Raw genomic sequence first — 26,017 nt, 5'->3', positions numbered from 1 at the left:
GCCCCTCGTAGAACACCCGCCCCGGTCCGCCGGCCGGTAAGCGTTCGTCCGGCAGCGCCTCGATCCGCACCCCGGTGATCGGCCCCGGCAAATCCATTGCGTCCAGATCGAAGGTCAGATCGAACAGATCGCGTTTCGTGATGTCGCCGGTCGAGAAGATCGAACCGTCCTCCAGGACTTCCAATCGCGGGGAGTTGGAGGTTGCGGCGGTCGGCTCAGCGATCGTCCAGTGCATGGCGCCGGCGGTCTGCAGCTTCGTCCACGCTTCAAACGCCTTGGCGAACTCCTCGACCCCGCTGGGATAATCGTCCGGCAGCTTCGCTTCGAGGGCGTCGGCCTCCGCCGTGATGCGGTCGCGCTCCGCATCCACGAGCGGGTCCGGCAACGTCACGGTGAGGTTGTCCGCGTTGTTCAGCAGCGCGAACAGACGGTAGTAATCCGTGTGCGTAATCGGGTCGTATTTATGCGTGTGACACTGGGCGCACTCCGTCGAGAGGCCCAGCCAGACGACGCCGGTCACGCCGACGCGATCGACCACCGCTTCGTGCCGGAATTGCAGCGGATCGATGCCGCCCTCCTCATTCAGCATCGTGTTGCGATGGAAGCCCGCGGCGATCTGCCCGTCGATCCCGGCGCCCGGCAGCAGGTCGCCGGCGATCTGCAGGATGCTGAACTCGTCGTAGGGCAGGTTGTCGTTCAGCGCCCGGACGACCCAGTCGCGATAGGGCCAGATCGGACGCTCGCGGTCCTTCTCGTAGCCGTTGGTGTCCGAATAGCGGGCCAGATCCAGCCACGGCCGCGCCCAGCGTTCGCCGTAGCGGGGCGAGGCGAGGAGCCGATCGACGTACCGCTCGTACGCGCCCGGGGCGACGTCGGCGACGAAGGCGTCGGCCTCCTCCGGGGTGGGCGGGACGCCTGTGAGATCCAGCGCGACCCGCCGCGCCAGCGTGCGCCGATCCGCGACCGCGGAGCGTTCCAGCCCGTTCGGGGCGAGCTTCGCATCGACGAACGCGTCGATCGGATTGCGGGGCGGCTCGACGCCCTCTCTCGCGTCCGATGAAGGCTCAGTCGGCACGTCCGGTCGCTCCGGCGGGACGAACGCCCAATGCGGTTCGTACTCGGCGCCGGATTCGACCCACGCCCGCAACGTGCCGACCTCCGCGTCGCTCAGCGGCGGGCCGCTCTCCGGCGGGGGCATCCGGGTGTATTCATCGTCCGTCACAATCCGGGCGAGGATTTCGCCGCCGGCGTCGTGTCCGGCCAAGTCCAGTCGCAGGCCGCTCTCGTTCGCTTCCTCATCCGGGCCGTGACAGGCGAAACACCGTTTGGCCAGCAGCGGGCGAACCTCCCGATTGAAGCTCGCGGCGGCCTGCGGAGAAGCGCCGGGGGCGTTTTCCGGGCCGGCGACGAGCAGCACGGCGGCGAGCAGCAGCGGAGCGGGCATGGGCGGCCGGAGTCGAAGCAGTCGAAGCGATGGGGTCGGCCCGGCGATTGTAGGCGACGCATCGATCGCCCGTTACCCTCGACCGGTTCGCCCCGCTTTCGCACCAGGTTTCGCCGATGCTCGTTCCGCTGCTGTCCGCCCTGCTCGCCGTCGGTCCCGGAGGCGCGCCGCCTAACGGCGACGGCGAAGCGACGAACGCTCAGCAGGATCGGCCGCCCAACGTCGTGGTGATCTTCTGTGACGATCTGGGCTGGGGCGATCTGGCCTGCTTCGGTCACCCGACGATCGCCACGCCGCACCTGGACGACCTCGCCCAGCGAGGCATGCGATGGACGCAGTTTTACTGTGCCGCGCCGGTCTGCACGCCGAGCCGCGCCGGACTGCTCACCGGCCGCATCCCCGTCCGCAGCGGCACGATGCAGAGCGACCAGCAGGGCAGCCGGCGGGTGCTGTTTCAGGACTCCGCCCGCGGCCTCCCGCAAAGCGAAGTGACCATCGCCGAAGTGCTCAAAACGAAGGGCTATGCCACGGCCTGCGTCGGCAAATGGCACCTCGGTCATCTGCCGGAGTATCTGCCGACGGCTCAAGGATTCGACCTCTATTACGGCATCCCGTACAGCAATGATATGGATCGCATCGCCGGCAATACCCGCGACTGGCGAAATTGGGACACGGCGAACTTCAACGTGCCGCTGTTGAAGTCGACGGCGAAGGGCGAAGTCGAAACGCTGGAGCGGCCCGCCGATCAGAAAACGATCACCCGCCGCTACGGCGAAGAAGCGGTGAAGTTTATCGAGGCCAATCAAGAGGGGCCGTTCTTCCTCTACCTCGCCCACAATATGCCGCACATCCCGCTGTTCGTGCCGGATGAGGTCAACGGCCAAAGCCCCCGCGGTCTATACGGCGACGTGATCACGGAAATCGACCGCTCCGTCGGCGCCGTGGTGAACGCGGTCCGCGAGGCCGGGATCGAGGAAGACACGCAGATTTGGTTCACCAGCGACAACGGCCCCTGGCTGACGTTTCATCAGACCGGCGGATCGGCCGGTCCGCTGCGGGGCGGCAAAGGGGGAACGTTCGAAGGCGGCGTACGGGTGCCGACGATCTGCTGTCAGCCCGGCACGGTGCCGGCAAACGTCGTGCAGCGGGGATTGGGCAGCACGCTGGACTTCCTGCCGACCTTCGCCTCCCTCGCCGGGGCAGAATTGCCGGAGGGCGTCACGCTGGACGGCGTCGACCTTTCCCCGGCCCTCACCGGCGAACTGCCCGAGGGGGAGAGCCCGCGGACGGAGCAGTTCTATTGGCGCCAGGGCAAGCTGTACGCCGTGCGCAGCGGGCCGTGGAAGGCTCACTTCATCACGGACGGCGAATACGGAACCGGGTACGGCGTCCCCAACAAACGGATCGTGCGAGAGACGCCGCTGCTTTATCACCTCGATGAAGACCCGGAAGAGCGGTTCGACCTCGCCGCGGAGCGGCCGGAGGTGATCGAACGCCTGAGCGCCCTCGCCGCCGCCCATCGCGATGCGATGGTCGCCGGCGAAGACGTCACGATCGCCCGATTGCCGAAAGAATAACTCGCGGCTCGCACGCCCGGCTTCCGGTTTACTTCTTGGCCGCCTTCGGCTTGGGGGCGGTGACGGGCGTGCGGTTCTCCGCGGAGTCCAGCTCGAGAATCGGGGATTCCGGGGCGTTCTTCTGCACGCTGGCGATCCCCTTCAGGCAGTCGCGCTTCGCTTTATAGCCCTCGCCGCTGCTGGCGATCGTGATGCCATTGGTCGCCTTGAGCCGCCAGCGGAACTCGCCGCTTTTGTCGGTGTAGACCTCGAACTTGCCGGGCATCAGAGCGTTAGGGGGCTTGTGTGAAGCGGAGACGCGACGAATGACGCGAATGGGACCTCACCCCGTTTCCGCTCCCCTGTCAAACGCCGTCGGACCGGAGTTCGGCGACCGGAGATGGACGACGGCGCCGGTCAGACCCCTCGCCGGTCCCCCCAACGGGCGACGTGCAACCGCGGTCCGAAACGGAAACCGCGTCCCTCCGCCAAACGGCGGACCCGCGGGGCGAGACGCCGATACTCCTCCGCGGTGCGAGCCTGAGGCATCAAAAACGTGCGCAGCGGGTCGCCGCCATGACGAACGAGCCAGGCTTCGATCTCCGGCAGATCGGCCTCGCCCTCGACTACGAACTTCAATTGATAGTCGTATTCGCTCAGCAAACGAGCGACGACGGCGGGGGCGTCGCGAGTCGCTTCGTGCCGGACCGACCATCGACCGTCCGGCGTGCTGTTGGAGAGCTTCGGCGAGAGCGAAACGAGGTCCGCCGCCACCGGCCGAAACACGGTTCCGGCGGTTTCGATCGTGACGTGTCGGCCGCGTTCCCGCAGCGCCTCGGTCAGCGGCACGACGCCGGGCGCGAGCAACGGTTCGCCCCCCGTCAGCACGACGTGGGCACAGTCTTCCTCCAGGATCCGGTCGAGCAAGCCGTCCACCGTCACGCGCTCGCCCCGTTCGGGCCGGTGGGAGGTGTACGGCGTATCGCACCACCGGCACCGCAAATTGCAGCCGACGGTGCGGACGAACACGCTATCCGTCCCCGCGAGTTCCCCCTCGCCCTGGATGCTGCGGAACACCTCCGAAAGCCGCAGCGACGGCGCCGCGGCCACGTTGACGGTCGCCAGGGCGTTCATCGGTCCGCGTACCGGACGGGGTCGCTCGCGCCCGCGGCTTCAAACCCGGCCAGCCTCAGTCGGCAGCTATCGCACCGCCCGCAGGCGTCGCCCTGCACCGGGTCGTAGCAGCTATGGGTGAGGCCGTAATCGACGTTCAGCGACAGTCCCAAAGCGATGATCTCGGCTTTCGTGAGATCGATCAGCGGCGCGTGCACGGAGAACCGCCCCTCCCCTTCCGCCCCCGCTTCGACGCCAGCCTTCGTGGCGAGGTTCGCCAGCGTTTCGAAGGCCCGCAGGAACTCCGGTCGGCAGTCCGGGTAGCCGGAGTAATCGACGGCGTTGACCCCCACATAGATATCCCTGGCCCCGAGAACCTCCGCCCACCCCAGCGCCACCGACAGGAACACCGTGTTGCGGGCGGGGACGTAGGTGATCGGAATCTCCGCGGCCATGGCGGCCTCTCCGCGATCCTTGGGCACGATGAGATCGGCGCTGCCGTCGCCGGACAGCAGGGCGGACCCGCCGAACGCGGAGAGGTTCAGATCGACGACCTCATGCCGCACCACGCCGCCTGCCTGGGCGACGCGACGGGCGGCCTCCAGTTCCTCCCGGTGCCGCTGGCCGTAATCGAACGACAGGGCGTGCGGCGCGAACCCGTCTCGAACGCAGCAGGCCAGCGCCGTGGCGCTGTCCAGCCCGCCCGAGAGCAGCACGACCGCGGGCGATGCGTTAGTCATCGTTCGCCCCGGCTTGCTTGAGATAGGCGGTGCGGAGCTTTTCCATCCGACGGCCGTTCGCACCCAGATCGCTCCGCCCGACGCGGCTGGAACTGCGAACGTGCAGCACGCCGGCCTCCCCGTCCAGACGGGCGAACAGGTCGTCCGGGAACCGCAGAACCGGCGTCTTGAAGACCGCGTGCAGCACGGCTCCGTCATCGGACTGCAAGTCGCCGCCGAGATCGGCGATCGCCGCTTTCAACGCCCCCCACGCGGCCGGCCGGTCGCCGTGGATGGGAAACGGATCGATCCGGCGATCCTCCGGCGTGCCGTCCTCGCTGCAGACGCAGTTCGGCGTATCCGGGCAGACCGGCAGCGGGTCGCCCGAGTCACGGGAGGAGATATCCGGGACGGCGGACGAGAGCAGCGACCAGATCACGAACAAAGGGTGACTAGCACACGGGGGGAATCAAGGCCGAGCGAGACCGGATCGCGGGACGGTCCGGTTCTGCGGGGGCGGGGGTCTCGGCGAAGCCCGACGCCGGCGGGGGGACGAAAGAACGATCGTGGCTCGCTCCCCCCGCCCCGCCCCGCCCGTGCCGAAAGTCGCTCGACCCGCCGACGAAGAGCCGTCTCCCCGCCGGAATTCGCCCGACGCTTCGCACGGATCGCCCCACGGGCCGTCCCGCGTGCGGCGAGCGATGGGCTGGTTCTTCACGCCGCACCGGCTGCTGATGCTGGGCCTGATCCCGCTGTGCGCGGCGCTGGTCCCGTTCACGGCGAAACATCTGCCGGACCTGTCGAGCCGGGACGAATACCGGCTCACCGCGGACCGGGTGCGGTTGGAGCCGCCGCCGCCGATCGTCGTGCCGACAAACCTCGTGCCAACGGTGTTGGGCGAGGAGCCGGTCAGCGTGCTGGAGGACGGCCTCGCCGGGCGGTTGGCCGACGGCTTCGCGAAGCACCCGTGGGTGGCGGGGGTGGAGCGTGTCGAGGTGCTTTCGCCCGCGGCGGCGGTGGTGGAACTCCGCTATCGCACGCCGATCGCCGCGGTCGCCGCGGGCGACGGGCTGTACCCGATCGATGCCGCGGGCGTGCTGCTGCCGCCCTCGGACTTCACCCGCCCCGCCGCCGATGCCCTGCCGCGGATCGCGGGGATCGAATCCACGCCCGGCCCCGCCGGCACGGTCTGGCCTGATCCCGCGGTGACCGGCGCCGCGGCGGTCTGCGCGGCGCTGGCGAGCGACTGGCCCCGGTTGGATCTCGCCGCCGTTCGCCCGTTGGACGCCAGCGCCGGGCGGTTCTGGGAGCGCGTCCGTCAGACCCCCGTCGCGGACGACGATCAGGAAGTCGGCGATCCGCGGTTTGAACTGGTCACCCGGGCCGGCTCGCGGATTCTGTGGGGCCGCCCGCCGGGCACGTCGCACCCGGGAGCGCTGGCGACGGACACGAAACGCCTGCGGCTGACCCGCGACCTAGCCGGCGTGCTGGCCGGGGAACGCACCCGCGGCCCGGAGTGGGCGGATCTGACCGCTTGGGACGGCGTCTATCACCTTCCGCTCCGCGCGGCGATGCGGGAGCCAACGCCTCGCCGGTAGGCTGAACCGCATGTCGGATCGCTCCCTCCCTCCGCGTCGCCCTCGCTCCGCCCCCTCCGGGCGGCAGGCGTCACGACCACGCGATTCATCGCCGCAGCGACCGCGGAAGAAATCGAACTCACAGGTCGGCTGGTGGATCCTCGGCCTGTCGGGCGGCGGGCTAGTGCTGTGCATTCTGTGCTGCGGCGGGCTGATGCTCGCGGCTTACCAACAAGTCGAGGCGGAGGCCCGTCTGCGGCAGGAACAGGCCGCGAAGGTCGCCGAGCGAACCGGATCGCTGCGGGCCGCCGTCGCCGCCCACGCCTCCACACTCGGCCCGCCGCAACCGTCGGCGGGACCGCCGCCCGAACCGCCGCCGGGTTCGGAGTTCGCATTGGTGAGCTATCCCGCCCCGGTCGGCGAGCTGCCGGCGTACCTGACCGCGGAGGTCGCCGACGGCACGATCGACCCGGGAGAAAAACGCCCGGCGATCGTGTGGATCACCGGCGGGGACAGCAACACGATCGGGCCGGTCTGGGGGCCGCAGGAGCGGGAGAACGATCAGGCCGCGTCCGCCCTCCGCGACGCCGGCATCGTGATGATGTTTCCCTCGCTCCGCGGCGGAAACGCGAATCCCGGCCAGCGGGAAGGATTTCTTGGCGAAGTCGAAGACATCCTCGCCGCCGCGGAATACCTCGCCCGACAGCCGGGGATCGACGCAGACCGCATCTACCTCGGCGGGCACAGCACCGGCGGCACGCTGGCGGCGCTGGTCACGGAGCGTTCCGATCGCTTCCGGGCGACGTTCGCCTTCGGACCGGTCGCCGATATTCGCGACTACGGCGGCTCCTACATCTATCACGTCCCCCAGGACGCCGCCGACGAAGCAATCGTCCGCTCGCCCGGCTATTGGCTGAACGACGTCCGAACCCCGCTGTTCCTGATCGAAGGCGAACTCGGCAACGCGAGTTCAATCACCGAACTGGCTGAGGCGACGGACAACCCGTTGGTGCACACGTTCATCGTCCCCGGCGCCGATCACTTCGACGTGCTGGCGCCCGCCAACGAGGCGATCGCGCAGGAGATCGTCGCGGACGACGGCCCCACATGCGAGATCGCCCTGAGCGTCGACGCCCTCGCCGAAGGGCGTTGAACGACGCATCCCCGGCAGGCCGCTTAGGCCCGGAGGGCGTCGTTGATCTGGTGACACAACACGGCGGTCCGATGACCGGCTTGGGCGGGGGCGAACAGCGTTTCCTCGCCGGTCAGCGAACGCAGGAAGTTCGCGTGATGGGAGGCGGTCCGGCCGAGATCCACGTCGGTTTCGCACTCCAACAGGGAAGCGGGTTCAGCGGTCGTCTTGCCGCCATGGACGGCGACGAATAGTTCGCCCTTCTCGCCCACGAATCGCAGGCCGCGTTCGCCTTCGGTGGTGCCGACGTAGTCCGGGCCGCTGGGGAACGTCACCCGGAAGTCGTACTTCATCGGGGAGTCGAAGAAGGCGCCGGGGCGGTCGCCGCCGGTCCCGGTGACGGACGTCGGCTTCCATTCAAGAGCGTCGTCGCGGCCGGTGGCGAGTTGGGCGATGTCCAGGATGTGAGCGCCGCGATCGGTGACCTCGCCGGCGCCGAACGCGCTGACGAACCGCCACCAGAAATGCGGTCCGGTCTGCGGCATCCAGCCAGGGAGTTGCGGATCGACCGATTTCATATCCGGCCAGGTCGCCGGGCCGGGATCGACCGCGTGCGTGTCGCCCAGCCACATCGCATAGTCCAGCGAAGCGGGCGGCGGAACGGTCGGGGCCGCCGCGGTCGTGGCGGCGACGGCCCGGTGGTGCGATTGCTCCGTGGGCATCTGCAGGACGATCTCCTTCAATTCGCCCACCGCCCCGCTCCGCACCAATTCGCAGGCCCGTCGAACCAGCGGGTTGCTGCGTTCATGGCTACCGACCTGGAGCAACACATTGTTCCGCGTGGCAGCGGCGAGGATCGCGTCGCACTCTGCAACGCTGTTCGCCAACGGCTTCTCGCAGTAGACCGCCAAGCCGGCGTCCGCGACGGCAACCGAGACCGGGGCGTGCTGATGGTCCGGCGTGGCGACGATGACGGCGTCGAGGTCCGCACCGACCGCTTCGATGAGCGCGGCGGTGTCGGGGAAAGAACGACAGCCCTCGCCGCCGTTCAAGGAGTTCGCCAGTTCGACGCCGCTGGCGGCGCGGTCCGCATCCGCGTCGCACACGGCGATGGCCCGCACGGCCGGGACGTCGTCGCTCTTGGCGGCATCGAACATCCGCGCCAAGTTGTGACGCCCCTGCCCGCCGCAGCCGATCAGGGCGATGCGGAGAACGCCGTCGTCACGTTCGTCGTCCCGCCGGGCCGCACGGGCTGAGTTCGACAAACCCACGGCCAGGGCCGCTCCCGCGGAGGCGGCGCCAAGAAACGAACGACGGCTTGCGGACATGAACGACCCCTGAAGAAACGACATTGACGACTATTAAAAGTTACCGGCGAGCGGCGCCGTACGCAATCGGATCGGCCGATTCATTCGACCGGGCGCAGCGCCCTGCAACACGCGGCGTCCCGAGTCAAGCCATCGCGCGAGCCATCTCGCCTTCGTAGCTGATGCCGTAGCGCTTCATCTTCTTGTAAAGCGTCGTGCGGTTGATCCCCAGCGTGGCGCTGGTGTCCTGCCGGTTCCAACCGTGGGCGTGCAGGGCTTCGAGGATGATGTCCCGCTCCGCGGGGGCCATCGCCTTCTTCAAACCGCCGGCGACCGCGGCGTGCGGGCGATGGGCGGGGTCGTCCCGCTTCAGGCTCTCGGGCAGATCGGCGACGGCGATCGTCTCGCCGCGAGTCAGGACGACGGCCCGCTCGACCACGTTCACCAATTCGCGCACGTTGCCCGGCCAGGCATGCCGCTGCATCAACCGCATCGCGTCCGGCTCGATCGCGGTGACGTGCTTGCCGGTCTGCTCCCGAAACACCTTCAGATAATGTTCGGCGAGCAGCGGGATATCGCCGATCCGTTCCCGCAGCGCCGGCTGGGTGAGGGTGATGACGTTGATGCGATAATAGAGGTCCTCGCGGAACTCCCCCGCAGCGACGAGCTTTTCCAAGTCGGCGTTCGTGGCGAGCACCAGCCGCACGTCGACCTTGTGCGTCTTCGTGCCGCCGACCGGCTCGAACTCCTTATCCTGCAAGGCCCGCAGCAGCTTGACCTGAAGCCGGGGGCTGGCGGTGGCGATCTCGTCGAGGAACAGCGTCCCGCCGTTCGCCATTAAGAATTTGCCCTCTTTATCGTTCGTGGCCCCGGTGAAGGCGCCCTTCACATGGCCGAACAGTTCGCTCTCGAGCAGGTTCTCCGGCAACGCTCCGCAGGCGACCTCGACGAACGGCCCGCCGCTGCGGCTGCCGGCGGCGTGCAAGGCCCGAGCGGTCATCGTTTTGCCGGTGCCGCTCTCGCCGAGAATCAAGACGGTGGTGCGGGTGTCCGCCACGGATTCGATCAGCTCGAACATCCGCTGCATGCGATAATCCCGGCCCACGATCCGGCCGAGGCCGTGCCGCTCGTTGAGCTGGGCTTTAAGGCTCTTATTCTCCGCGACCATCTTGCGGGAGGCGAGCGCCTTCCGCAGCGACAGCAGCAGCTCCTCGTGGATCAACGGCTTGGTGAGATAATCCGCGGCGCCCTCCTGAATCGCCTCGACGGCGCTCTCGATCGTGCCGTAGCCGGTCAGCAGTAGGACGGCGACGTCCGGGTGATGCTCACGAGTATATTCCAGGAGTCCGAACCCGTCGCCGTCCGGCAGGCAGACGTCGCAGACGATCGCGTCGAACTTGGAATCTTTGAGCCGGCTTTTGGCGGCGGCGAGGTCCGCGGCGACGTCGGCTTTATGTCCGCGATCGCGGAGCAAATCGGCCATGCCTTCACGGATGGCGTCGTCGTCTTCCACCACCAGCACGGAGCCGGTCGGATCGGGAGTCTGGGGCATTTGCCGGGCTATTCAACGGGGCGGGTTCGCGCCCCCGATCGCACGTCTCGCGGAACTTCAGCGAGAAGGTTGGGGGCCGAACGAACCTAGGTCGCCGATGTCCGCTCGCAACGCGCCGGCGCCCGGGCGTTGAGAAAAGTCACCGATCGGAGCCGATTTCCCTCAAGACGGGGTTCGAGCGTGCGGACACCACGTCGCCCCGCGGCTTCGTCGCCTCCACCCGCTTCGCACCGCGGCCCCGGCGGCCGCTCGCAGCGAACGTTCGCCGGATGGTTTGTCGGAAGGACGCCGCGGTACGCTGGACCGCCTCTCCTGTCGACCGATCCCGTAGGACTGCTGATGAAAGCTCGTTCCGTCGCCGCTCTCGCCGTCGTCGTCTTGACCGTGCTCGCGTTCGGTCCCGAGGCGTCCGCTCAGGAGGCGCCGTACGACGTGGTCCCGGACGTCGAACCGCCGATCTATCGCGTCCGGTATGAAGCGTCGTCGGAGCCGGGCGGTCTGGCCTTCCCCGTCCGTTACACCCTCTGGGTCCCCTCGGGAGTCGAGACCCTCCGCGGCGTCGTGGTGCATCAACATGGGTGCGGAACCGGCTCCTGCAAATCGGGACTGACGGGGGCGTTCGACCTGCACTGGCAGGCTTTGGCTCGGCAGCACGGCTGTGCGTTGCTGGCGCCGGCGTACGAGCAGCCGGAACAGGCGGAGTGCCGCAAGTGGTGCGACCCTCGGAACGGTTCGTCCGAGGCGTTCCTCAAGGCGCTGCGGGATCTCGGTCAGTCCTCGGGACATCCGGAACTGGCACACGTCCCCTGGGCGCTGTGGGGCCACAGCGGGGGGGGCGTTTGGGCGGGCGGCATGACGCTGATGCACCCGGAGAGGGTCGCGGCGGCGTGGCTGCGATCGGGCGTGCCGTCGTTTGAAGCCGACCCCAATCGGCCGGAGGCGGTCCCCTTCGACCTGCCGGGAGCGGCGTTGGCGGTCCCCGTGATGTGCAATCTCGGAACGAAAGAGGGCGTGACGGTGACGGATGGGCGTTTTTCGCGAGTCTGGCCGGCGAATCGCGCCTTCTTCGAGCAGGTCCGCGGGTCCGGCGGATTGATCGCGACCGCGATCGACCCGCTCACCGCCCACGAATGCGGTAACCAGCGGTATCTCGCGATCCCTTGGTTCGACGCCTGCCTGTCCGCCCGACTTCCGGAGGAATCCGGCGCCCCGCTCCGCCCGATGCCGCTTGATCGCGTCTGGCTCGCGGAGGTCCGGGGAGCGGTCGCCTCCCCGGCCGGGGATTATGAGGGAAACCCGCTGGCGGCAAACTGGCTTCCGAACGAAGCGATCGCCCGCGCGTGGATGACTTATACAGCCGACGCGTCCGTCGCCGATTCCACCCCGCCGCCGGCCCCGACGAACGTTCGGATCGAGGAGAACGTGCTCCGTTGGGACGCCGACGCCGACCTCCAAAGCGGCGTGGCGTACTTCGTCATCGAGCGGGACGGCGAGGCCGTCGCACAGATCCCGGAGGCGCCGAAGAACCCGTTCGGGAGACCGCTGTTCCAAGGCCTTCAGTACAGCGATACGCCGCTCCAACCGCTGCGGCGGATGGAGTATCAATTGAAAGACGCCCCGCGGGACGCCGCCGGCTATCGCGTGCGGGCCGTCAACACGGTCGGCCTCCAGTCCGAGCCGTCCGACTAACGCTCGGTTCGGCAGCCCGTTTCACAAACCGAGGCCGTGTGACATGGTTCATGTCGCTCAACCTCGGCTTGCGCCTCGGGCTGCCGAGATCTACGCCAACAGCCCGTGGACGACCTTCGCCGGCTCCACGCCGGTCAGGCGGACGTCCAATCCGCCGACGTTCACCGCGAGGCGTTCGTGGTCGATGCCCAGGCAGTGCAGCAGCGTGGCGTGCAGATCGTGCACCCCGACCGGGTCTTTGACGATCGAGAACCCGAGGTCGTCCGTCTCTCCGTAGGTGAGCCCCGGTTTGATCCCGCCGCCGGCCAGCCAGATCGAACTGCACCCGGGGTGATGATCGCGGCCGGCGACGCGGCCCAACGCGGCGCTGGTCTCCACCATCGGCGTGCGGCCGAACTCCCCGCCCCAGATTACCAGCGTGTCCTCCAACAGGCCGCGTCGTTTCAAATCGGCCACCAACGCGGCGCTGGCCTGATCGACGTTCTTCGCCTGGGTCTCCACCCCGCCCTTCACGTTGCTGTGGTGATCCCAGCCTTCGTGATAGACCTGAATGCACCGCACGCCCCGCTCCGCCAACCGACGAGCGAGCAGGCAATTGTTCGCGAATTGTTTCTTCCCGTCGTTCGGGTCGGCGCCGTAGAGCTCCAACGTCTCGGTAGTTTCGCCGGAGTAGTCGGTGAGCTCCGGGGCGGCGGATTGCATACGAAACGCCATTTCGTAGGCGTCGATTCGCACGTCGATCTCCGGATCGCCGACCTGCTCCTGATGACGGACGTTGAGGTCGCGGATGAGGTCGAGGCTCTCCCGCTGCGCCCGCCGATCGACGCCCGGCGGCCGGGCGACGTGGAGAATCGGGTCGCCGGAACTGCGGAAGGGCACGCCCTGATGAGACCCCGGCAAGGCGCCGTTCCCCCACATCGCCGCCCCGCCGGAGAGGTTTCCCCCGCTGGAGAGCACCACGAACGCCGGCAGATCGTCCGCTTCGCTGCCGAGTCCGTAGCTGAGCCACGACCCCAAGCTCGGCCGTCCGGGCAGGTTGTGCCCGGTGTTCATCAACAGCTGGGCGGGGGCGTGATTGAACTGGTCCGTGTGCACCGTCCGCACGACGGCGATGTCGTCGGCGACTTTGTGAAGGTGCGGTAGGGCGGAGGAGATCTCAGCGCCGCTCTCGCCGTGGCGGGCGAATTCGAACTGCGGACCGAGGACCGCGGCGTCCGGTTGGATAAATGCGAGCCGCAGGCCGTCCGTGACGGACTTCGGCATCGGCTTGCCGGCCCGCTTGGCGAGTTCCGGTTTGTTGTCGAATAACTCCAACTGGCTCGGCGCCCCAGCCTGAAACAGATAGATCACCCGCTTGGCGGTCGCCGCCAACTGCGTGACCGAGGGACCGGCCGTCGCGGAGCGGTTCGCCCCGGCCAGCATCCCAGCGGCGATCGGCGCGAGGCCGACGCCGCAGTCGTGGAAGAAGTGACGACGAGTCCGGGCGGCGAGCGGGTGCATCGACGGGCGGCGGGGGAAAGGGCTGCGGGGCCCCCGCAGTGTACCCCAACCGCCGACCGGCAACGCGAACCCGCGGCGCTCATGCGGAGGTCATGCCTTCCGGCGCCGTCCGCTCCCTGCCTGCCAGACGACCAATCCGACCGCGAGTCGACCGATGCGGAACCCCTTCCTGCAAGGGGTTATCGGGCGATCCCCCGGATCAACCGACGGTCAGGCCGGTTTCCGCGATTTGGCATACCGGCTGCACCCTCATCCCTCGTCAGGCAAACGCTTCACTCCCATGCGGCGAGCGCTTGGCTTGGTCAATCAATGTCCGCTCAGCAAAGAACAACCATGACGACCGCCACCCCCACCCGCACCGCCCGCGAAACCGTGGTCGGAGTCTTTCATTCGCACGCCGAAGCGCAGAAAGCTGTCCGCGATCTGAAAGCGGCCGGCTTTTCCGATGATCAGATCGGCGTCGCGTCCCGTGATCAGGAAGGCACCTTCGCGGAGCAGAACGAAGAAACGATGGCCGAGGAGGGCGCCGTCGCCGGGGCCGCGACCGGCTTGGGCGCCGGGGCGCTGTGGGGCTTGGGCATCGTCGCCGGAGCGCTGCCGGCGGTCGGCCCGGTGATCGCGGGCGGTGCGCTCGCTGCCGTCGCCGCCAGCGCCGCGGGAACCGCGGCCGCAGGCGGCCTGATCGGCGCTTTGGTTGGCTGGGGCATCCCGGAGGAAGAAGCGAACTACTACCACAGCGAGTTTGAAAGCGGCCGCACGATCGTCACCGTGAAGTGCGGCACGGATCGCTGGGAGGAGGCCCATCGCATCCTCGACGGAACCAACGCCTACGACTACCACCGCCGCGACACCTATTTCGCCAGCAATCCGACCGCCTCGGAGCGGCTGACCGCCGACGGCCGCACGGTGACCCGCGAGGAAATTACCGCCGAGAACCTGCGTTCCACGAACCCGCGGTGAACCCCGCTCCCGTTCGGGATCGACCGAACGTCGGCCCGATGAGAACCCGCCGTCCCGGCCGCCTCGCGCGGCCGGGACGGTTTTGTTTTGAGGCGCCCGCCGCCACGCTCCACGGTCGCTTGCCGTGATCCGCCTGCCCGCGATGGGCGTCTCCGATTCATCCCCCCGAACGCGCCCCGCCGTGGAATGAACGATTTCGATGCCTCGTCGAGAGCGACGCGGTCTATATCGAGCGTCGAGGAGCGTTCGGGTTCTCTGACCAGGGAAGACCGCGAACATCTGCGGATTCTCTCGATCCTGCACTACGTGTCCGCGGGGATGACGGCCTTGGGCATCTGCGCGGGCGGCGCCTGGGTCGCCGCGGTCCTGACGTTCGCCGGTGCGGGGGCGGGCGAGCAAGGCGTCTTCTGGCTCGTGGCGGTGGTCGGGGCCGTCGCGGTCCTGTTGAACCTCGCCATCGTGATCGCTCAGACGCTGGCCGGGCGGAACCTGCACCGACTGCGGGGACGCACGTTTTGCCTGGTCGTCGCGGCGATCGAATGTTTGAACGTGCCGTTCGGGACGCTGGTCGGCGTGTTCACGATCGTAGTGTTGAGTCGACCGACCGTCCGGGCCGCGTTCGAGGCGAACGAACCGAAGCCTGACGATCCCTACTCTCCCAGAGCCCAACGCTAGACTGCCGGCATGATCCGCCGCCTGCTGCCGTTCGCCTTCGTGTTGCCCTGTGCGACCACGGTTCTCCCCCCCGCCTCCGCTCAGTCGGAGCCGCCGCCGATCGTCGCGACCTCCAGCGTGCCGAAGGCGCCGATCGCCTCGCCGGAGCGGCTCGCCGCGGATCTCAGGTGGCTCACGTCGTTCCCGACGCGGCACACCCTCAGCGCCCAGAACGTGGACGTCGCCCGCGCCCTCCGGGACCGGTTCCGCGAGATAGGCTACGAAGACGTGACGCTGGAGGAATTCCCCGTCGCCCGCACCACCCGGTTCAACGTGGTCGCGACGAAGCGAGGCACGTCGAAGCCGGAGGAAATCGTGCTGCTCGGGGCGCACTTCGATTCTCGGAACAAAGACGACGACGACGCCCGCGGTCCCGCCCCCGGGGCGGACGACAACGGCACCGGGACCGTCGCCGTGCTGGAGGTCGCCCGCCGCCTCGCCTCCGTCCCGACCGCCCGCACCGTGCGGTTCGTGCTGTTCAGCGGAGAGGAGCAGGGTTTAATCGGCGCCAAAGCCTACGCGGAGAAACTCGAAGCGGCCGGAACGAACGTCGTTTTAATGATGAATCTCGACATGGTCGGCCATTCCTCGCCGCCCGGTCCCGAGGGCGACGCCCCGGAACCGAACTTCCCCGCGATCACCGCCGCCCCGGACGCCGTCGGCGCACGGCGCAGCATTTACGTCGAATCGGACCAGGGACTCTCGACCCCGGCCAACGACGCCGCTTCCCGGGAGTGGGGCGATCGATTGGAGCAGATCGTCTATCGCTACGGCCTCGGCGTGAGCCGCGGGAAGCTCTACGGCACCGACTATTTGCCGTTTGAGAAAGCCGGATACGCCGCGGTGGGTCTGTATGACGGCGCCGACACGGAACCGTTCTATCACAACGCCGACGATCTGCCGTCGGTCGTGGACGCGGACTATCACGCTCGGGCCGCGTCCGCGGCGCTGGAGCTGGTCGCCCTCGCGGCGGGCGTGCAGCCGGCGGTCGACGGCGAATAACCCCCGGTTCGGAAACAGGCTTGAGGGTGAAGACGCACGTCGATCCGGCCCGCCGATTCCTCTATCCGCTGGCGTTCGGCGGGGCGGCGGCGGCGTGCGGTCTGCATGCGACCCGCGGCGGCCTGTGGTGGGCGCTGCTGTGGCCGGCCGCGGCGTTCGCGGGGGTGGCGACGATCTATCTCGCCGGGCGCCCAGGTTGGTTCGGAAAGCGGTCGGATGGGTCACGGAATCCCGTCGCCGCGGCGTTCTTCGCCCCGTACACGCTTTTCGCCCTCGCCGCGTGGCACGCCCACCGGCGGCTCGGCGGAGGCGGCGGCGCTTGGGACCGCCTTGAAGAAAACCTCTTTCTCAGCCGGCGCCCGATGCCGGGCGAGTTCCCCAGCGAGATGAAGAGTGACGAAGAGGCAGTAATCCTCGACCTGACCGCGGAGTTCCGCGACCCGCGGGCGGTTTCCAGACGGCCGGGTTATCAATGCAGACCGATTCTCGACGCCGCCGCGCCGGACGCGGCGGCGTTGGGGGAACTCGTCTCGGTGCTGCCCCCGCCCGGCGGGCCGCCGGCGCTGGTGCACTGCGCCAACGGCCGCGGGCGAACCGGACTGATCGCCGCGGCGTGGCTGCTGAGTCATGGCCGGGCGACGACCGCGGCCGACGCCGTCGACGCGGTAACCGCCGCCCGCCCCGACGTCCGCCTGCTCCCCCGCCAACGGGCGACGTTGGAGGCGTTCGCCGATCTGCGGACGGACTTCCCTTCGACCAAGAGGCTCTCTAGCTAACCCACTTTCGGGCTGCGACCGACGAAGTAATAAATCACGGCGCCCAGCACGCCGGTGAAGAGGACGACGAGGATCCAGACGAGCTTCATCGTCCCGTCCAAATCCTCTCGTTTGGCGATATCGACGATCGCCCAGACGAAGGCCACGAGGCTCAGAATGGCGAACGCGATGATCAGCAGGAAACAGAGGCCCCCGCCGACGGCGCCCCCGACGCCGATTTCCTGCTCAACTTGGGCGAGCATGGGGACGAGAGCCGGGACGGACAGCAGAGGTGCGAGACTCATGGTGTCGACTTCGTGAGAGGGAACGGGGGTGGGGTGAAGATCAGAACGATCAGATGTCGGCGGCGGATCACCGCCGACGGGAACAGCGGCTCAATCCGACTGGGATTCCATCTCGGAATGCTCTTGGAACGCCTCCCAGCCGTGGGTGGCGCGGCCGGTGTAGCGGTAATCGTCGAAGACCCACGCCCGGCCGGTCATTCGCGGATCGCCCTCCGCTTCGAGCAGTTCGTACATGCGATTTCTCAGCCGGGTTTTGGCGCCCCGGTGGGCGGCGTCCTCGGCGAGATTCCGCATGTTGTCGCGGTCCAGCGGGAGCTGATACAGCTCCTCGGCAGGCCGCTTTCCGAAGGAGAGGGCGTAATAATTATTGAACTGCTTCGTGAGAGCGGACTTGGTCGGCGAATCGTCCACGTTGCGATAGCCGGTTTCCGGGTTCCCCGCGGGCCAGCGTTCCGGCGTGAAGTTGCGGATATAGAGATATTCCGGCGTGCGGATCGCCCGCACGGGGTAACCCACGTCGTCGGGGCGACCGACGTCGTGGCGCTCCTTGCCGACCAGCATCTCGTCCGGTCCCTCTCGCAGCTTGCCGCCCTCGGAGGCGGTCAATAGATCCAGCATGCTTTGGCCGGTGAAGGACTCCGGCCGCGGCAGATTCGCCAGTTCCAAGAAGGTCGGGGCGAAGTCCCGCACGTTGATAAAGTCATCGACGGTTCGCGGGCCGTCCGCCAGCCCGTCGCCCGCCGCGACGCCCGGTCCCATCACCGCGAGGGGCACGTGGAAGCCCCATTCATAGATTTGTCCCTTCACGCGGGGGAACGGCATGCCGTGGTCGCTGGTGACGACGACGACCGTGTTCGCCAATTCGCCCTTCGCCTCCAACAGTTCGAGGGCCCGGCCGAGGTGGCTGTCGACGTACTCCACTTCGACGGCGTAATCGAGCAGGTCTTCGCGGATCTCGCGGGTGTCCGGGTAGAATGAGGGCACGTCGACCCGGGCGGGGCTTTTGCCCGCGGCGACGCCGCTGCCAAGTTCGTAGGCCCGGTGCGGTTCCTGCGTGCCGAGCCAGAAGTGGAACGGCTTGGGGGCGTTTCCGCCGGCTTCCGTCTCCCGTTCGTCCAGGAAGGCGGCGAAGTTGCCGGCGTAGTCGATGGAGGACATCGCCTTGGCCGGCGGCTTGGTCCGCACCTTCTGATACGCCGGGCCGGCGGGATTCCGCGTGAATCCGCCGGCTTCGTAATCGCCCGGCCCCCAGCCCTTGCCGGTGTAGCCGATCTTATAACCGCCGGCTTCTAACAGGTCCGGGTAAACCGGCCAGGTGTTCGGGAACACGCCGAAGTGATTGATCGCTTCGCCGGTCTGCCAGCTGTTCCGGCCGGTGAGGATCGAAGCCCGGCAGGGGCTGCACTTGGGGTTGCTGGTGAAGGCGTTCTTGAACAACGCCCCCTGCTCCGCGACGCGGTCGAAGTTCGGCGTGTTCACCCAATCCGTGCCGTAGGCGCCGGCATGCGGCCAGCCCCAGTCGTCCGCGATCACGAACAGAATATTCGGGCGATCTTGGGCCGTCGCCGCCGAGGCGGCGCCGAGGAGCAAAGCGGCGGCGAACAACGTGCGGGACATCGGCGAACCTCAAACATCAGGCGGGGCAAATGAGTGTGCGAACCCCCGCCCCGCGGTGCAAACGGTCGCGGGACGCCCGTTCCCCGGAGCCGCCCCGATCCGCCCAACCGCTCCCGCTTCACTTTGAAGACGGTTCAGTCCGGCCGACCGATCAGTCCGGCCGACCGAGTTGAAACAACGCTTCGCCGCGGGCGTCGACGTACCAGTCGCCGCCCAACCGCCCCACGCCGCCGCAGACGGCGCTGTCCAACGAGGTCGCCTCGCCCGCCGCGTTCAAGAACGACCGATCGACGTGGGCGACCGTCACTTCGCCGATGACGTAGTTCGCCGCCCCCGGTCCCTCGCCATGGGACACGATCTGATGCAGCCGGCACTCCAGGGCGAACGGGCAGCCGCGAACGCGGCTCGGCGTCACGGACTGAGAAGGAACGGATTCGAGTCCGACGGCGTCCCACTCGCTTTTGCCATGCGGGAGATCGACGGCGGTGGCGGCCATCGCGGCGGCCTGCTCCCGGGAGGCGATGTTAATGACATACTCGCCGGTCTCGCGGATATTCCGCAGCGTGTCCTTTTCCCCGCCGTCGCCGGTCGTATTGGGGGCGAACACGACGCTGGGCGGGTTCTGACCGCCGACGTTGAAGTAGCTATACGGGGCGAGGTTCGGTCGGCCGTCCTTCGACAACGTGCTGACCCAGGCCACCGGCCGCGGGGCGACGGCGTGGGTGAGCAGCGCGTACACCTCCGCCGCGGTCAGCGAGCGGAGATCGAAGGGAACGGTCGCGGGTTGTGCGGGGGACGACATGCGAGGATTGTGGGGCGTCGCGTTTCTTCCGCCACATCGTTCGCCCCATATCGTTCGCCCCACGCCGCTCGAAAGCGAAACCGATGCCCTACCTGCACGTCCCCGCGGGAATCGCCGAAGAATACGACAGCGACCCCGAAGACCTGCCCGGCGCCGTCGATCCGGATAAAACGGTCGCAGGTAAGGGCTTCGATTACTACGACGGTCCCGAGGGTCTCGTGCAGGGCGAATCGTTCGACCCCGCGACGCTCGATTTTGAGGGCGACGACATGTCCGGTCTTGTGACAAAGCTGCGATCGTTGGGCTATTCGGACGTTCGTATTCAATACGACGGCGGATGGGACGAGGGATTCGCCCACTTCGACGCCGCCCTCGCCCCGGACGGAACCGCCGACGACGCGGCGACCGTCGCCGGTCGATTGACGAAGGGGGACGGGGATCTCGATGAACTCGCCCATGCGTTGGCGGTGAGCTTGTTGATGGAGGGCTACGGCACCGGCGAGTACGAGATGTTCGGCGCCTTCACCGCGGATCTCGCCACCGGCGCCCTGACCGACCTGAAGGACGCCGAACCGCACGAACACGCGGTCGTCCATCAGTCCTACGACGAGTAGAGGCGCCCGCATGCCCTACTGGTGCAACTTCGAAGCAGACGAACCGCCGGAGAACCCGGATCGGGTGATCGAAGGCGACCCGTTTCTCTATCACCCAACGGCCGGCCCGGACGGTCCCGGCCGGACCGCGACGGCGTTCGACCCGGCGACGCTGTCCCGCGAGCGCCCCGGCGACCCGGGACGCGTGCTGGACTGGTTGCGAGGAATCGACGTGCACGCCGCGCGGATCTCCTTCGACGGCGGGAACGACGAGGGGTTCGCTCGGTTCGAGGCCGGGCTGACGAGCGATGGGGAATTGTCCCCCGAAACGCTGATTGCCCGCCTCGCGGCTGCCGACGCCGGGCAGGCGATTGCGGATGATTGGGCGACCGAAGGGGAATTGTGGGGGCCGACCGAGCACGCCGCGGTCGCTTTAGAAGGATTCGCGGAGGAACTCGCCGGCCGGTATCTGGGGCATCCGGGTTGGGGCAACGGGCCGTTCCTGCTGTTCGGCGCGTTCGAGGCGGACCTCGCGACCGGTCGATTCACGGACCTCCGCGACGTGGACAAGCCGGAGGAAATCTGGCGTAGCGACCTCCCCCCTCGGTTCCCGCCCGGATACCGGCCGCCCCCGCCACGGCAGCGGAGCCCATTCGTCGCATTGCTCCAGCGGCTCTTTGGACGAGAGAACTAACCCGCCGATGGCCCACCCCTTCCACCACGCCGAACGCAGCGCCCGGTTGTTCGGGGGCGTCGCCGACGACTACCTCGAACTGCATAGCTGGTTCGACGAGTCGAAGGCCCACCTGCCTGACCTGCGGCATCGGGCGCTGCGGCATCACTCCGAAGGGATTTTCCTCGCGGAAAAACTCTTCGGTGTGACCCTCACCAACAGCGACGGCAAGCGGGTGCCGACGCGATTAATCGGCGAACAGCACGTCAAAGACGACCTCGGCCGCATCCCCACCGTCGCCGACTGGCTGACGAACCTGCAAATGCAGCCGTGGATGTTGCGAACGCCCTTTCGCCCGTCGTCGCGGGCAGTGACGAACGGCGCCGTTCCGAGCCCCGACCGTCAGGGAGGGGCCGCTCTCTCAGGTTCGACCGCTGACGCCCCAACATCAAACGGCACGGCGAAGAAGTCGTCGGTCGCGGACGAGCGGCCCGCTCCCTGACGGTCGGGGCTCCGGGACGTTCACCCTCGCCGGGGGTGGCGGACGCGGAGTAACTCCGCGGGGGGTTCGCTGCCGTCTTGGGCGATCAGGCGGATCGTCGGTCGCGGGGGGGCGGAGACGCCGTCTTCGCAGACCGTCACTCGCCACGGGACCTCTACGCTCGGCGGTCCGCTGCCCGGCTTGGCATCGGCGGGCGCCGGGCCGGGGACCACGTCGCCGGTCTTCACCGGCCAACCGCCGAGCAACTCCAGCGAGAGGTTCCGCAGCAGGCCGTCGGCGTCGTTCAGATCCCAGCGGTCCTCACGCAGGATCAGTTCGACGTCCGGCAGATCGAGCTGTCCGTTGCCGACGGTGTCCATCACGCTCCATCCGCTCTCATCCACGCCTTCGGCTTTCAAGAAGGCGTCCGCTTTCATCAACCGCACGTTCGCCCAGAGCGGCAACGGCGGCACGCGGTGCGTTTGATGGAAGGCGATCGTCTCCCGAAACGAGTCCTTCGGCCAGACGGTGCAGCCGGTCGGGTTGAAGTAGGCGAGCGCCCTCGGCAGATCGAGGAATCGATCGGCGAGGAACGTGGCGAACGTCAGTTCGTGCAGCGGGCTGTAATCGTCCGGCAGCGCCGGGTCGTCGGCCTCGCTGCCGACGGCGTAGGTGGTGAGGATCCGCAGGAACGCCCGATGCCTGGGGACGATCGTTTTCGCCTCCGGCCAATGCCACGCCTGTTCGACGGCACTGTCCAGATTGTCCGGGAACGCGCCCGGGCCGAACTGCCCGCCGGCCCACGCGGCGAACAGAGCCATGCGGCCGTCGAGCGCGTCCTCGGGATCGCCCATGTCGTCCGGCCAGGGGACTGTCGCCACATCCACCGCCGCGACGCCCCGGTCCGCCGAGGGCATCTCGCCGTTGGGGTGCGTGGGCGGGAACGGCACGAGCAGTCGCGGCCCGTACGTGTCTGCCGGGTGCCGCACGAGGCCCGGGTCGTCCCCGCTCAGCGGATCGCCCTCCACCCGCTGCACTCCGGCCTCTTCGCCGCCCAATAGTTCCGCGACCGCGTCCAGCGACACCGGCCGTTCGAGCAACACGGCGGCGGACTGCGTGAATAAGCCTTTCAACGGCATGGCGTTAGTCTTTCGATCCAGCAGGAGCGAGCAGGCGGGCGAGATCCGCGTGCAAAATGGATAGGCGATCCGCGGCCGGATCGCCCTCGTGCAGCATGGTGAAGTCCGCGAAGTCGAACCCCGGGGCGACGGTACAGCCGACGAGAGTCTCCCCGCTCAACGGTTCCGCCGCCTGCCAGACGCCTGCCGGCACGACGTGGCAGAACCGGCCCTCGTCGGCCGTCAGGTCGATTGAGATTGGCCCGTCCTCTTCGCCTTCGTCCCAGACCCACAGCCGCAGGGCGCCGCGATAGAGGTTCCAAACCTCGTCGCTGGTCACCCGATGCCAACGGCTCGATTCTCCCGCGGCCAAGTGAAAATAAATATGCGTGCAGGCGGACCGATCGCCGCCCGCGGGGCCGGCGCCGCGGAGCGTGCGGGCCGACCGGAACACCTCCCGGAATCGGCCGCCTTCGGGGTGCGGGGCAAGATCGGCGGGGGTCATGGGAGGGCGTACGGTCTGGCGGACGAGTGGGCGACGAATCAGGAGGACGGCGAGGACCGCGGGGCGGAGCCTTTCTCGAAGTCGGCTTCGAGCCGATCGAACGCCGCCTCCAGGATCATGCGGAGTAAGTCGGCGTAGTCGTAGCCCGCCAGGCTCGCCTGGAGATTGAACTTACCGTCCCACACCCAGCCGGGGTTCGGATTGACCTCCAGCAACCGGGGAACGCCGTCCGCCCCGCACCGGAAGTCCATGCGTGCGTAGTCGCGGCAGTCCAGCCGACTAAACAGTTTCAGCGTGTGGTCCACCATGGCCCGTCGCACCGGCTCCGGCAGCTCCGCCTCGCGAAACTTGAGGTCGGTCCAGTACGGCGACTCCGGATCCCACTTCGATTCGTAGCCCAGGATTTTCGGCAGGCCCTCCGGGAGGTCGGAATAATCGACCTCCAACACCGGCAGCACGGTGACTCCCACGCCGGGATTGCCGATCACCCCCACTGTATATTCCGGGCCCGTCAAAAATTCCTGAACGAGGATCGCCCGGCCGGGCCACTCCCGCCGGATGCGGTCGGCGGCGACCAGGATTTCGTCCGGCGTGTTGACCACGCTGCCGGCGGTGATGCCGATGCTCCCGTCGCCGCGGGCCGGCTTCAACAGCGCCGGGAACGTACTCGGCAGGTGGGCGGCCTGATCGTCGTATTCCAGGATCGTCTGGGCCGGTACGGGGACGTCCAGATCCTCCGCCACCGCCCGCACCGTCGCTTTGTCGTAGCAGACCGCCAAGCAGGCCGGCGGACCGCCCGTATAAGGCACGTTCAGTATCTCCAATAGCGCCGGGACGTGCAGTTCCTTGAGGGCGTCGTTCTCGAACCCTTCATCGCACAGGTTGAAGACGAATTCCGGCGGATCGCTTTGCAGATCGCTGATCAGCTTCGAATGATCGTTCTTAAACGTGAACGAATACCCCTTTAACTCGCCGAGGGCGTCCTTCAACTTCTGAATCGTATCCAGATCCTCCTGATTGAAGGCGCCCTCCAATTTAACGGAGTCCGGCAGGCGGGGGTCGCCCATCAGGACGGTGACCTCGCGGACGGCCGGGACCGTCCCGGCCGGCGCGGCCGGTCGGCGGGGCGCGTCGGCGGTGAGCACCAACCGCCGAGCCATCATGCCGAGGTCGCCCCGCTCGCTGGTCGCCTCGACGGCCCCGTGGTGCCGCACGCGGGCGAACCCGGCGTCCCGCAACAGGGCGGCGATCGCCTCGGGGGTATAAAGGCGCTCCGCGTAGAACTGGTCCGCAATCACCCCGCGTTCGGCGTGCACGACCACCTCGCGGCAGATGAGCCGATCCCGGACCGCGGAGAGCGTCCGCTCCCGGCAGACGAGGTGATCCCCGTCGATCCATTCCCAGCTGCGCGGCTCGAAGTTTTCGGCGAGCCACCGGCCGTCGGTCAATTCCATCGCCAGCGATCCGCCGGGGGCGAGCGCCGCCAGGACGCGATCCAGTACGACGCGGTCGTCGTCAGCCTGTTCGAAGTAGCCGAAGCTGTTGCCAAGCAGCATCACGCGGTCGTAGCCGGTCTCCGGGAGGCGAAACCGGCGGGCGTCTCCTTCGCGCAGCGTGATGGCCAGCCCCGCCGCCGCCGCCCGCCGCCGGGCCAACCGCACCAGATACCGCGACCGATCCACGCCCGTCAGTTGCGTGAAGCCACGCCGCCCCAGTTCCATCAGGTGTCGGCCCTGTCCGCAGCACAGGTCGAGGATTCGCTGACCGGGTTCGAGCCCGGCGGCGTCGATCAGCAGGTCGATCTCCCGGGCCGTCGCCGCGGCGTCCTCGACGACGTCCCCGTCCGTCTTCAAATACAACGAATTGAACAGTCCTCGCCACCACTCGGCCGGCAGGTGTCGTTCGAGATCCTGAACCGGCCCCAGCGTCCGTCGACTCGGGGCGGCGGGCTGAGCGGAGAGAGATTGAGCAGTGAGAGACGAATTCGGGTCAGCGGACAACGATTGGCGTGGAAAGCGGTCTGTGGGGGAACGGCCGACGGCGGAGCGTGTCTATCCGCGCCCGGTTTGCCAAGCGCGTCGCCACGCGATCAATGCGAATCAGGTCGAGGGCGGCGGCTCCGACCATCGCGCCGCATGCCGCGACAACGCCGCGATCCCGGGCGCCGCGGCGAGGACCGTCAGCCCGCCACCCCACAGGCCGCTCAGCAGGCCGGCGGAGATCTTCGCGGCGAACTCGGAGGGCTTCGGCGGCGCCGTGGAGGCGGCGATCGCCATCCAGTCGAGGTACCCCAGCAACGCCCCGAGCGCCCCCAACGCCGCAGGCACGACCGCGAGACATAACTGCAGCGTGAGCGTCGTGCGGTTCCGTCCTACCGCGAAGTTCCAGATCCCCCAAATCAGGGCGACGTTCCCCACGCTGATGATCGCCCACACCAGCGGGCCGGACTGCAGGGTGACGAAGATCATGGAACCACGGGGGTGAGCGACCGGGGACAGCTCAGCCTACCCAGATCGCGCGCGGCATGGCCTTCAATCCGCCTCCAGAGCCCGCCGGCGCTTCGTGAGGAAGGCGGAGATCTCACGCTGATGCTCTGCCGTTTGCCGCACGACCAGAGCGTCGGGTCCATGGGATAGACTGATGCGGCCACGTCCGCCGAACGTCGCCCAAGCGTCGCGATCGAGTGCGGCGACGACATCGTCGGCCAGCGAGCCGAGCGATTCCGCGTCGCCGTTCGTCAGATCCGTCACGGGGTAGGGAATCGTGACGATCAACGCCGCGTCCTCATCCACCGGAGCGGCGGGCGAGGCGACGACGAGCAGGGCCGCGCAAAGGACGGACATCAGCATCTCTTCCGTGAGAGGGGCGAAGCGCCCGCGAATTCGAGCGCAGCCCCCGTATCA

27 protein-coding genes are annotated in these 26,017 nt (G+C 68.1%); 11 read left to right on the top strand and 16 right to left on the bottom strand.

Going from position 1 to position 26,017, the window contains the following annotated elements:
* Positions 1-1,444: DUF1549 domain-containing protein (locus tag LzC2_RS05075; RefSeq protein WP_171184434.1), on the bottom strand; the 1,444-nt coding region annotated here is incomplete at its 3' end.
* 116 nt (positions 1,445-1,560) lie between these two features.
* Between LzC2_RS05075 and LzC2_RS05070 the strand changes: the two genes are divergently transcribed.
* Positions 1,561-3,021 carry a sulfatase family protein gene (locus LzC2_RS05070; protein WP_171184431.1) on the top strand — a complete coding sequence of 487 codons (1,461 nt, stop codon included), beginning with the start codon at positions 1,561-1,563 and terminating at the stop codon, positions 3,019-3,021.
* 28 nt (positions 3,022-3,049) lie between these two features.
* On the opposite strand, the gene LzC2_RS05065 is transcribed toward LzC2_RS05070, so the two are convergent.
* From LzC2_RS05065 to LzC2_RS05050, 4 genes are all read right to left on the bottom strand, one after another.
* Positions 3,050-3,286, bottom strand: a complete 237-nt coding sequence (locus tag LzC2_RS05065) for a YegP family protein (RefSeq protein ID WP_171184429.1) — start codon at positions 3,284-3,286, stop codon at positions 3,050-3,052.
* A 131-nt stretch (positions 3,287-3,417) separates the two neighbouring features.
* On the bottom strand, positions 3,418-4,134 hold the full coding sequence (locus LzC2_RS05060) for a 7-carboxy-7-deazaguanine synthase QueE (protein WP_246254764.1): 717 nt from the start codon (positions 4,132-4,134) through the stop codon (positions 3,418-3,420).
* On the bottom strand, positions 4,131-4,853 hold the full coding sequence (gene queC / locus LzC2_RS05055) for a 7-cyano-7-deazaguanine synthase QueC (protein WP_171184426.1): 723 nt from the start codon (positions 4,851-4,853) through the stop codon (positions 4,131-4,133). The genes LzC2_RS05060 and queC overlap by 4 nt, the downstream gene beginning before the upstream one ends.
* Positions 4,846-5,271: a DUF1499 domain-containing protein gene (locus LzC2_RS05050; protein ID WP_171184424.1), complete on the bottom strand. Its 426-nt coding sequence runs from the start codon at positions 5,269-5,271 to the stop codon at positions 4,846-4,848. The genes queC and LzC2_RS05050 overlap by 8 nt, the downstream gene beginning before the upstream one ends.
* Positions 5,272-5,398: 127 nt before the next feature.
* On the opposite strand from LzC2_RS05050, the gene LzC2_RS05045 reads away from it, so the two are divergent.
* On the top strand, positions 5,399-6,430 hold the full coding sequence (locus LzC2_RS05045) for a cell division protein FtsQ/DivIB (protein WP_171184422.1): 1,032 nt from the start codon (positions 5,399-5,401) through the stop codon (positions 6,428-6,430).
* Between the two features lie 10 nt (positions 6,431-6,440).
* Positions 6,441-7,562 (top strand): alpha/beta hydrolase family protein, encoded by a 1,122-nt coding sequence (locus tag LzC2_RS05040; RefSeq protein ID WP_206678561.1) that lies wholly within the window; start codon positions 6,441-6,443, stop codon positions 7,560-7,562.
* Positions 7,563-7,585: 23 nt separating this feature from the next.
* Here LzC2_RS05040 and LzC2_RS05035 read toward each other — a convergent pair whose 3' ends face one another.
* The gene (locus LzC2_RS05035) at positions 7,586-8,869 is read right to left on the bottom strand and encodes a Gfo/Idh/MocA family protein (RefSeq protein WP_171184420.1); all 1,284 of its coding nucleotides are present in this window, start codon (positions 8,867-8,869) and stop codon (positions 7,586-7,588) included.
* A 124-nt stretch (positions 8,870-8,993) separates the two neighbouring features.
* Positions 8,994-10,400 carry a sigma-54-dependent transcriptional regulator gene (locus tag LzC2_RS05030; protein ID WP_171184418.1) on the bottom strand — a complete coding sequence of 469 codons (1,407 nt, stop codon included), beginning with the start codon at positions 10,398-10,400 and terminating at the stop codon, positions 8,994-8,996.
* A 339-nt stretch (positions 10,401-10,739) separates the two neighbouring features.
* On the opposite strand from LzC2_RS05030, the gene LzC2_RS05025 reads away from it, so the two are divergent.
* Positions 10,740-12,089 (top strand): alpha/beta hydrolase family protein, encoded by a 1,350-nt coding sequence (locus tag LzC2_RS05025; protein WP_171184416.1) that lies wholly within the window; start codon positions 10,740-10,742, stop codon positions 12,087-12,089.
* A gap of 90 nt (positions 12,090-12,179) precedes the next feature.
* Here the strand turns inward: LzC2_RS05025 and LzC2_RS05020 are convergent, their stop codons facing one another.
* Positions 12,180-13,589 carry a DUF1501 domain-containing protein gene (locus LzC2_RS05020; protein ID WP_171184414.1) on the bottom strand — a complete coding sequence of 470 codons (1,410 nt, stop codon included), beginning with the start codon at positions 13,587-13,589 and terminating at the stop codon, positions 12,180-12,182.
* 333 nt (positions 13,590-13,922) lie between these two features.
* Between LzC2_RS05020 and LzC2_RS05015 the strand changes: the two genes are divergently transcribed.
* The 4 genes from LzC2_RS05015 to LzC2_RS22765 all read left to right on the top strand — a co-directional run bounded on the left by LzC2_RS05015 (position 13,923) and on the right by LzC2_RS22765 (position 17,041).
* A complete protein-coding gene (locus tag LzC2_RS05015) occupies positions 13,923-14,549 on the top strand; it encodes a general stress protein (protein ID WP_171184412.1) in 627 nt (208 codons plus the stop codon).
* Positions 14,550-14,735: 186 nt separating this feature from the next.
* A complete protein-coding gene (locus tag LzC2_RS05010; RefSeq protein ID WP_171184410.1) occupies positions 14,736-15,224 on the top strand; it encodes a hypothetical protein in 489 nt (162 codons plus the stop codon).
* Positions 15,225-15,233: 9 nt separating this feature from the next.
* Entirely contained in the window at positions 15,234-16,265 is a 1,032-nt protein-coding gene (locus LzC2_RS05005) for a M28 family metallopeptidase (protein ID WP_171184408.1), read from the top strand.
* A gap of 26 nt (positions 16,266-16,291) precedes the next feature.
* Entirely contained in the window at positions 16,292-17,041 is a 750-nt protein-coding gene (locus tag LzC2_RS22765; RefSeq protein ID WP_171184406.1) for a phosphatase domain-containing protein, read from the top strand.
* On the opposite strand, the gene LzC2_RS04995 is transcribed toward LzC2_RS22765, so the two are convergent.
* The 3 genes from LzC2_RS04995 to LzC2_RS04985 form a co-directional block, all read right to left on the bottom strand.
* Positions 17,038-17,325 carry a PLD nuclease N-terminal domain-containing protein gene (locus tag LzC2_RS04995; RefSeq protein ID WP_171184404.1) on the bottom strand — a complete coding sequence of 96 codons (288 nt, stop codon included), beginning with the start codon at positions 17,323-17,325 and terminating at the stop codon, positions 17,038-17,040. The genes LzC2_RS22765 and LzC2_RS04995 overlap by 4 nt on opposite strands.
* A 90-nt stretch (positions 17,326-17,415) precedes the next feature.
* Positions 17,416-18,942 (bottom strand): sulfatase family protein, encoded by a 1,527-nt coding sequence (locus tag LzC2_RS04990; protein ID WP_171184402.1) that lies wholly within the window; start codon positions 18,940-18,942, stop codon positions 17,416-17,418.
* 151 nt (positions 18,943-19,093) lie between these two features.
* The gene (locus tag LzC2_RS04985) at positions 19,094-19,744 is read right to left on the bottom strand and encodes a flavin reductase family protein (RefSeq protein ID WP_171184400.1); all 651 of its coding nucleotides are present in this window, start codon (positions 19,742-19,744) and stop codon (positions 19,094-19,096) included.
* A gap of 83 nt (positions 19,745-19,827) precedes the next feature.
* Here LzC2_RS04985 and LzC2_RS04980 point away from each other — a divergent pair, with 83 nt between their 5' ends.
* The 3 genes from LzC2_RS04980 to LzC2_RS04970 are packed head-to-tail and all read left to right on the top strand — an operon-like array spanning position 19,828 to position 21,512.
* On the top strand, positions 19,828-20,358 hold the full coding sequence (locus LzC2_RS04980) for a hypothetical protein (protein WP_171184398.1): 531 nt from the start codon (positions 19,828-19,830) through the stop codon (positions 20,356-20,358).
* Positions 20,359-20,368: 10 nt separating this feature from the next.
* Complete coding sequence (locus LzC2_RS04975) at positions 20,369-21,031, top strand: hypothetical protein (protein WP_171184396.1); 663 nt, start codon at positions 20,369-20,371, stop codon at positions 21,029-21,031.
* 7 nt (positions 21,032-21,038) lie between these two features.
* Positions 21,039-21,512: a DUF6915 family protein gene (locus tag LzC2_RS04970; protein ID WP_206678560.1), complete on the top strand. Its 474-nt coding sequence runs from the start codon at positions 21,039-21,041 to the stop codon at positions 21,510-21,512.
* Between the two features lie 20 nt (positions 21,513-21,532).
* Here LzC2_RS04970 and LzC2_RS04965 read toward each other — a convergent pair whose 3' ends face one another.
* From LzC2_RS04965 to LzC2_RS04945, 5 genes are all read right to left on the bottom strand, one after another.
* Positions 21,533-22,630 (bottom strand): hypothetical protein, encoded by a 1,098-nt coding sequence (locus LzC2_RS04965; RefSeq protein WP_171184394.1) that lies wholly within the window; start codon positions 22,628-22,630, stop codon positions 21,533-21,535.
* A gap of 4 nt (positions 22,631-22,634) precedes the next feature.
* Complete coding sequence (locus LzC2_RS04960; RefSeq protein WP_171184392.1) at positions 22,635-23,114, bottom strand: cupin domain-containing protein; 480 nt, start codon at positions 23,112-23,114, stop codon at positions 22,635-22,637.
* Between the two features lie 38 nt (positions 23,115-23,152).
* Positions 23,153-25,114, bottom strand: coding sequence for a methyltransferase domain-containing protein (locus LzC2_RS04955; RefSeq protein ID WP_171184390.1), 1,962 nt, complete (start codon positions 25,112-25,114; stop codon positions 23,153-23,155).
* A gap of 99 nt (positions 25,115-25,213) precedes the next feature.
* Positions 25,214-25,582 (bottom strand): hypothetical protein, encoded by a 369-nt coding sequence (locus LzC2_RS04950; protein WP_171184387.1) that lies wholly within the window; start codon positions 25,580-25,582, stop codon positions 25,214-25,216.
* 63 nt (positions 25,583-25,645) lie between these two features.
* On the bottom strand, positions 25,646-25,957 hold the full coding sequence (locus LzC2_RS04945; protein ID WP_171184385.1) for a hypothetical protein: 312 nt from the start codon (positions 25,955-25,957) through the stop codon (positions 25,646-25,648).
* Positions 25,958-26,017: the final 60 nt, after the last annotated feature.

It is taken from the genome of Alienimonas chondri (assembly GCF_013036045.1).
GTDB lineage: Bacteria > Planctomycetota > Planctomycetia > Planctomycetales > Planctomycetaceae > Alienimonas > Alienimonas chondri.
This window is presented reverse-complemented; position numbering and strand designations above follow the sequence as displayed.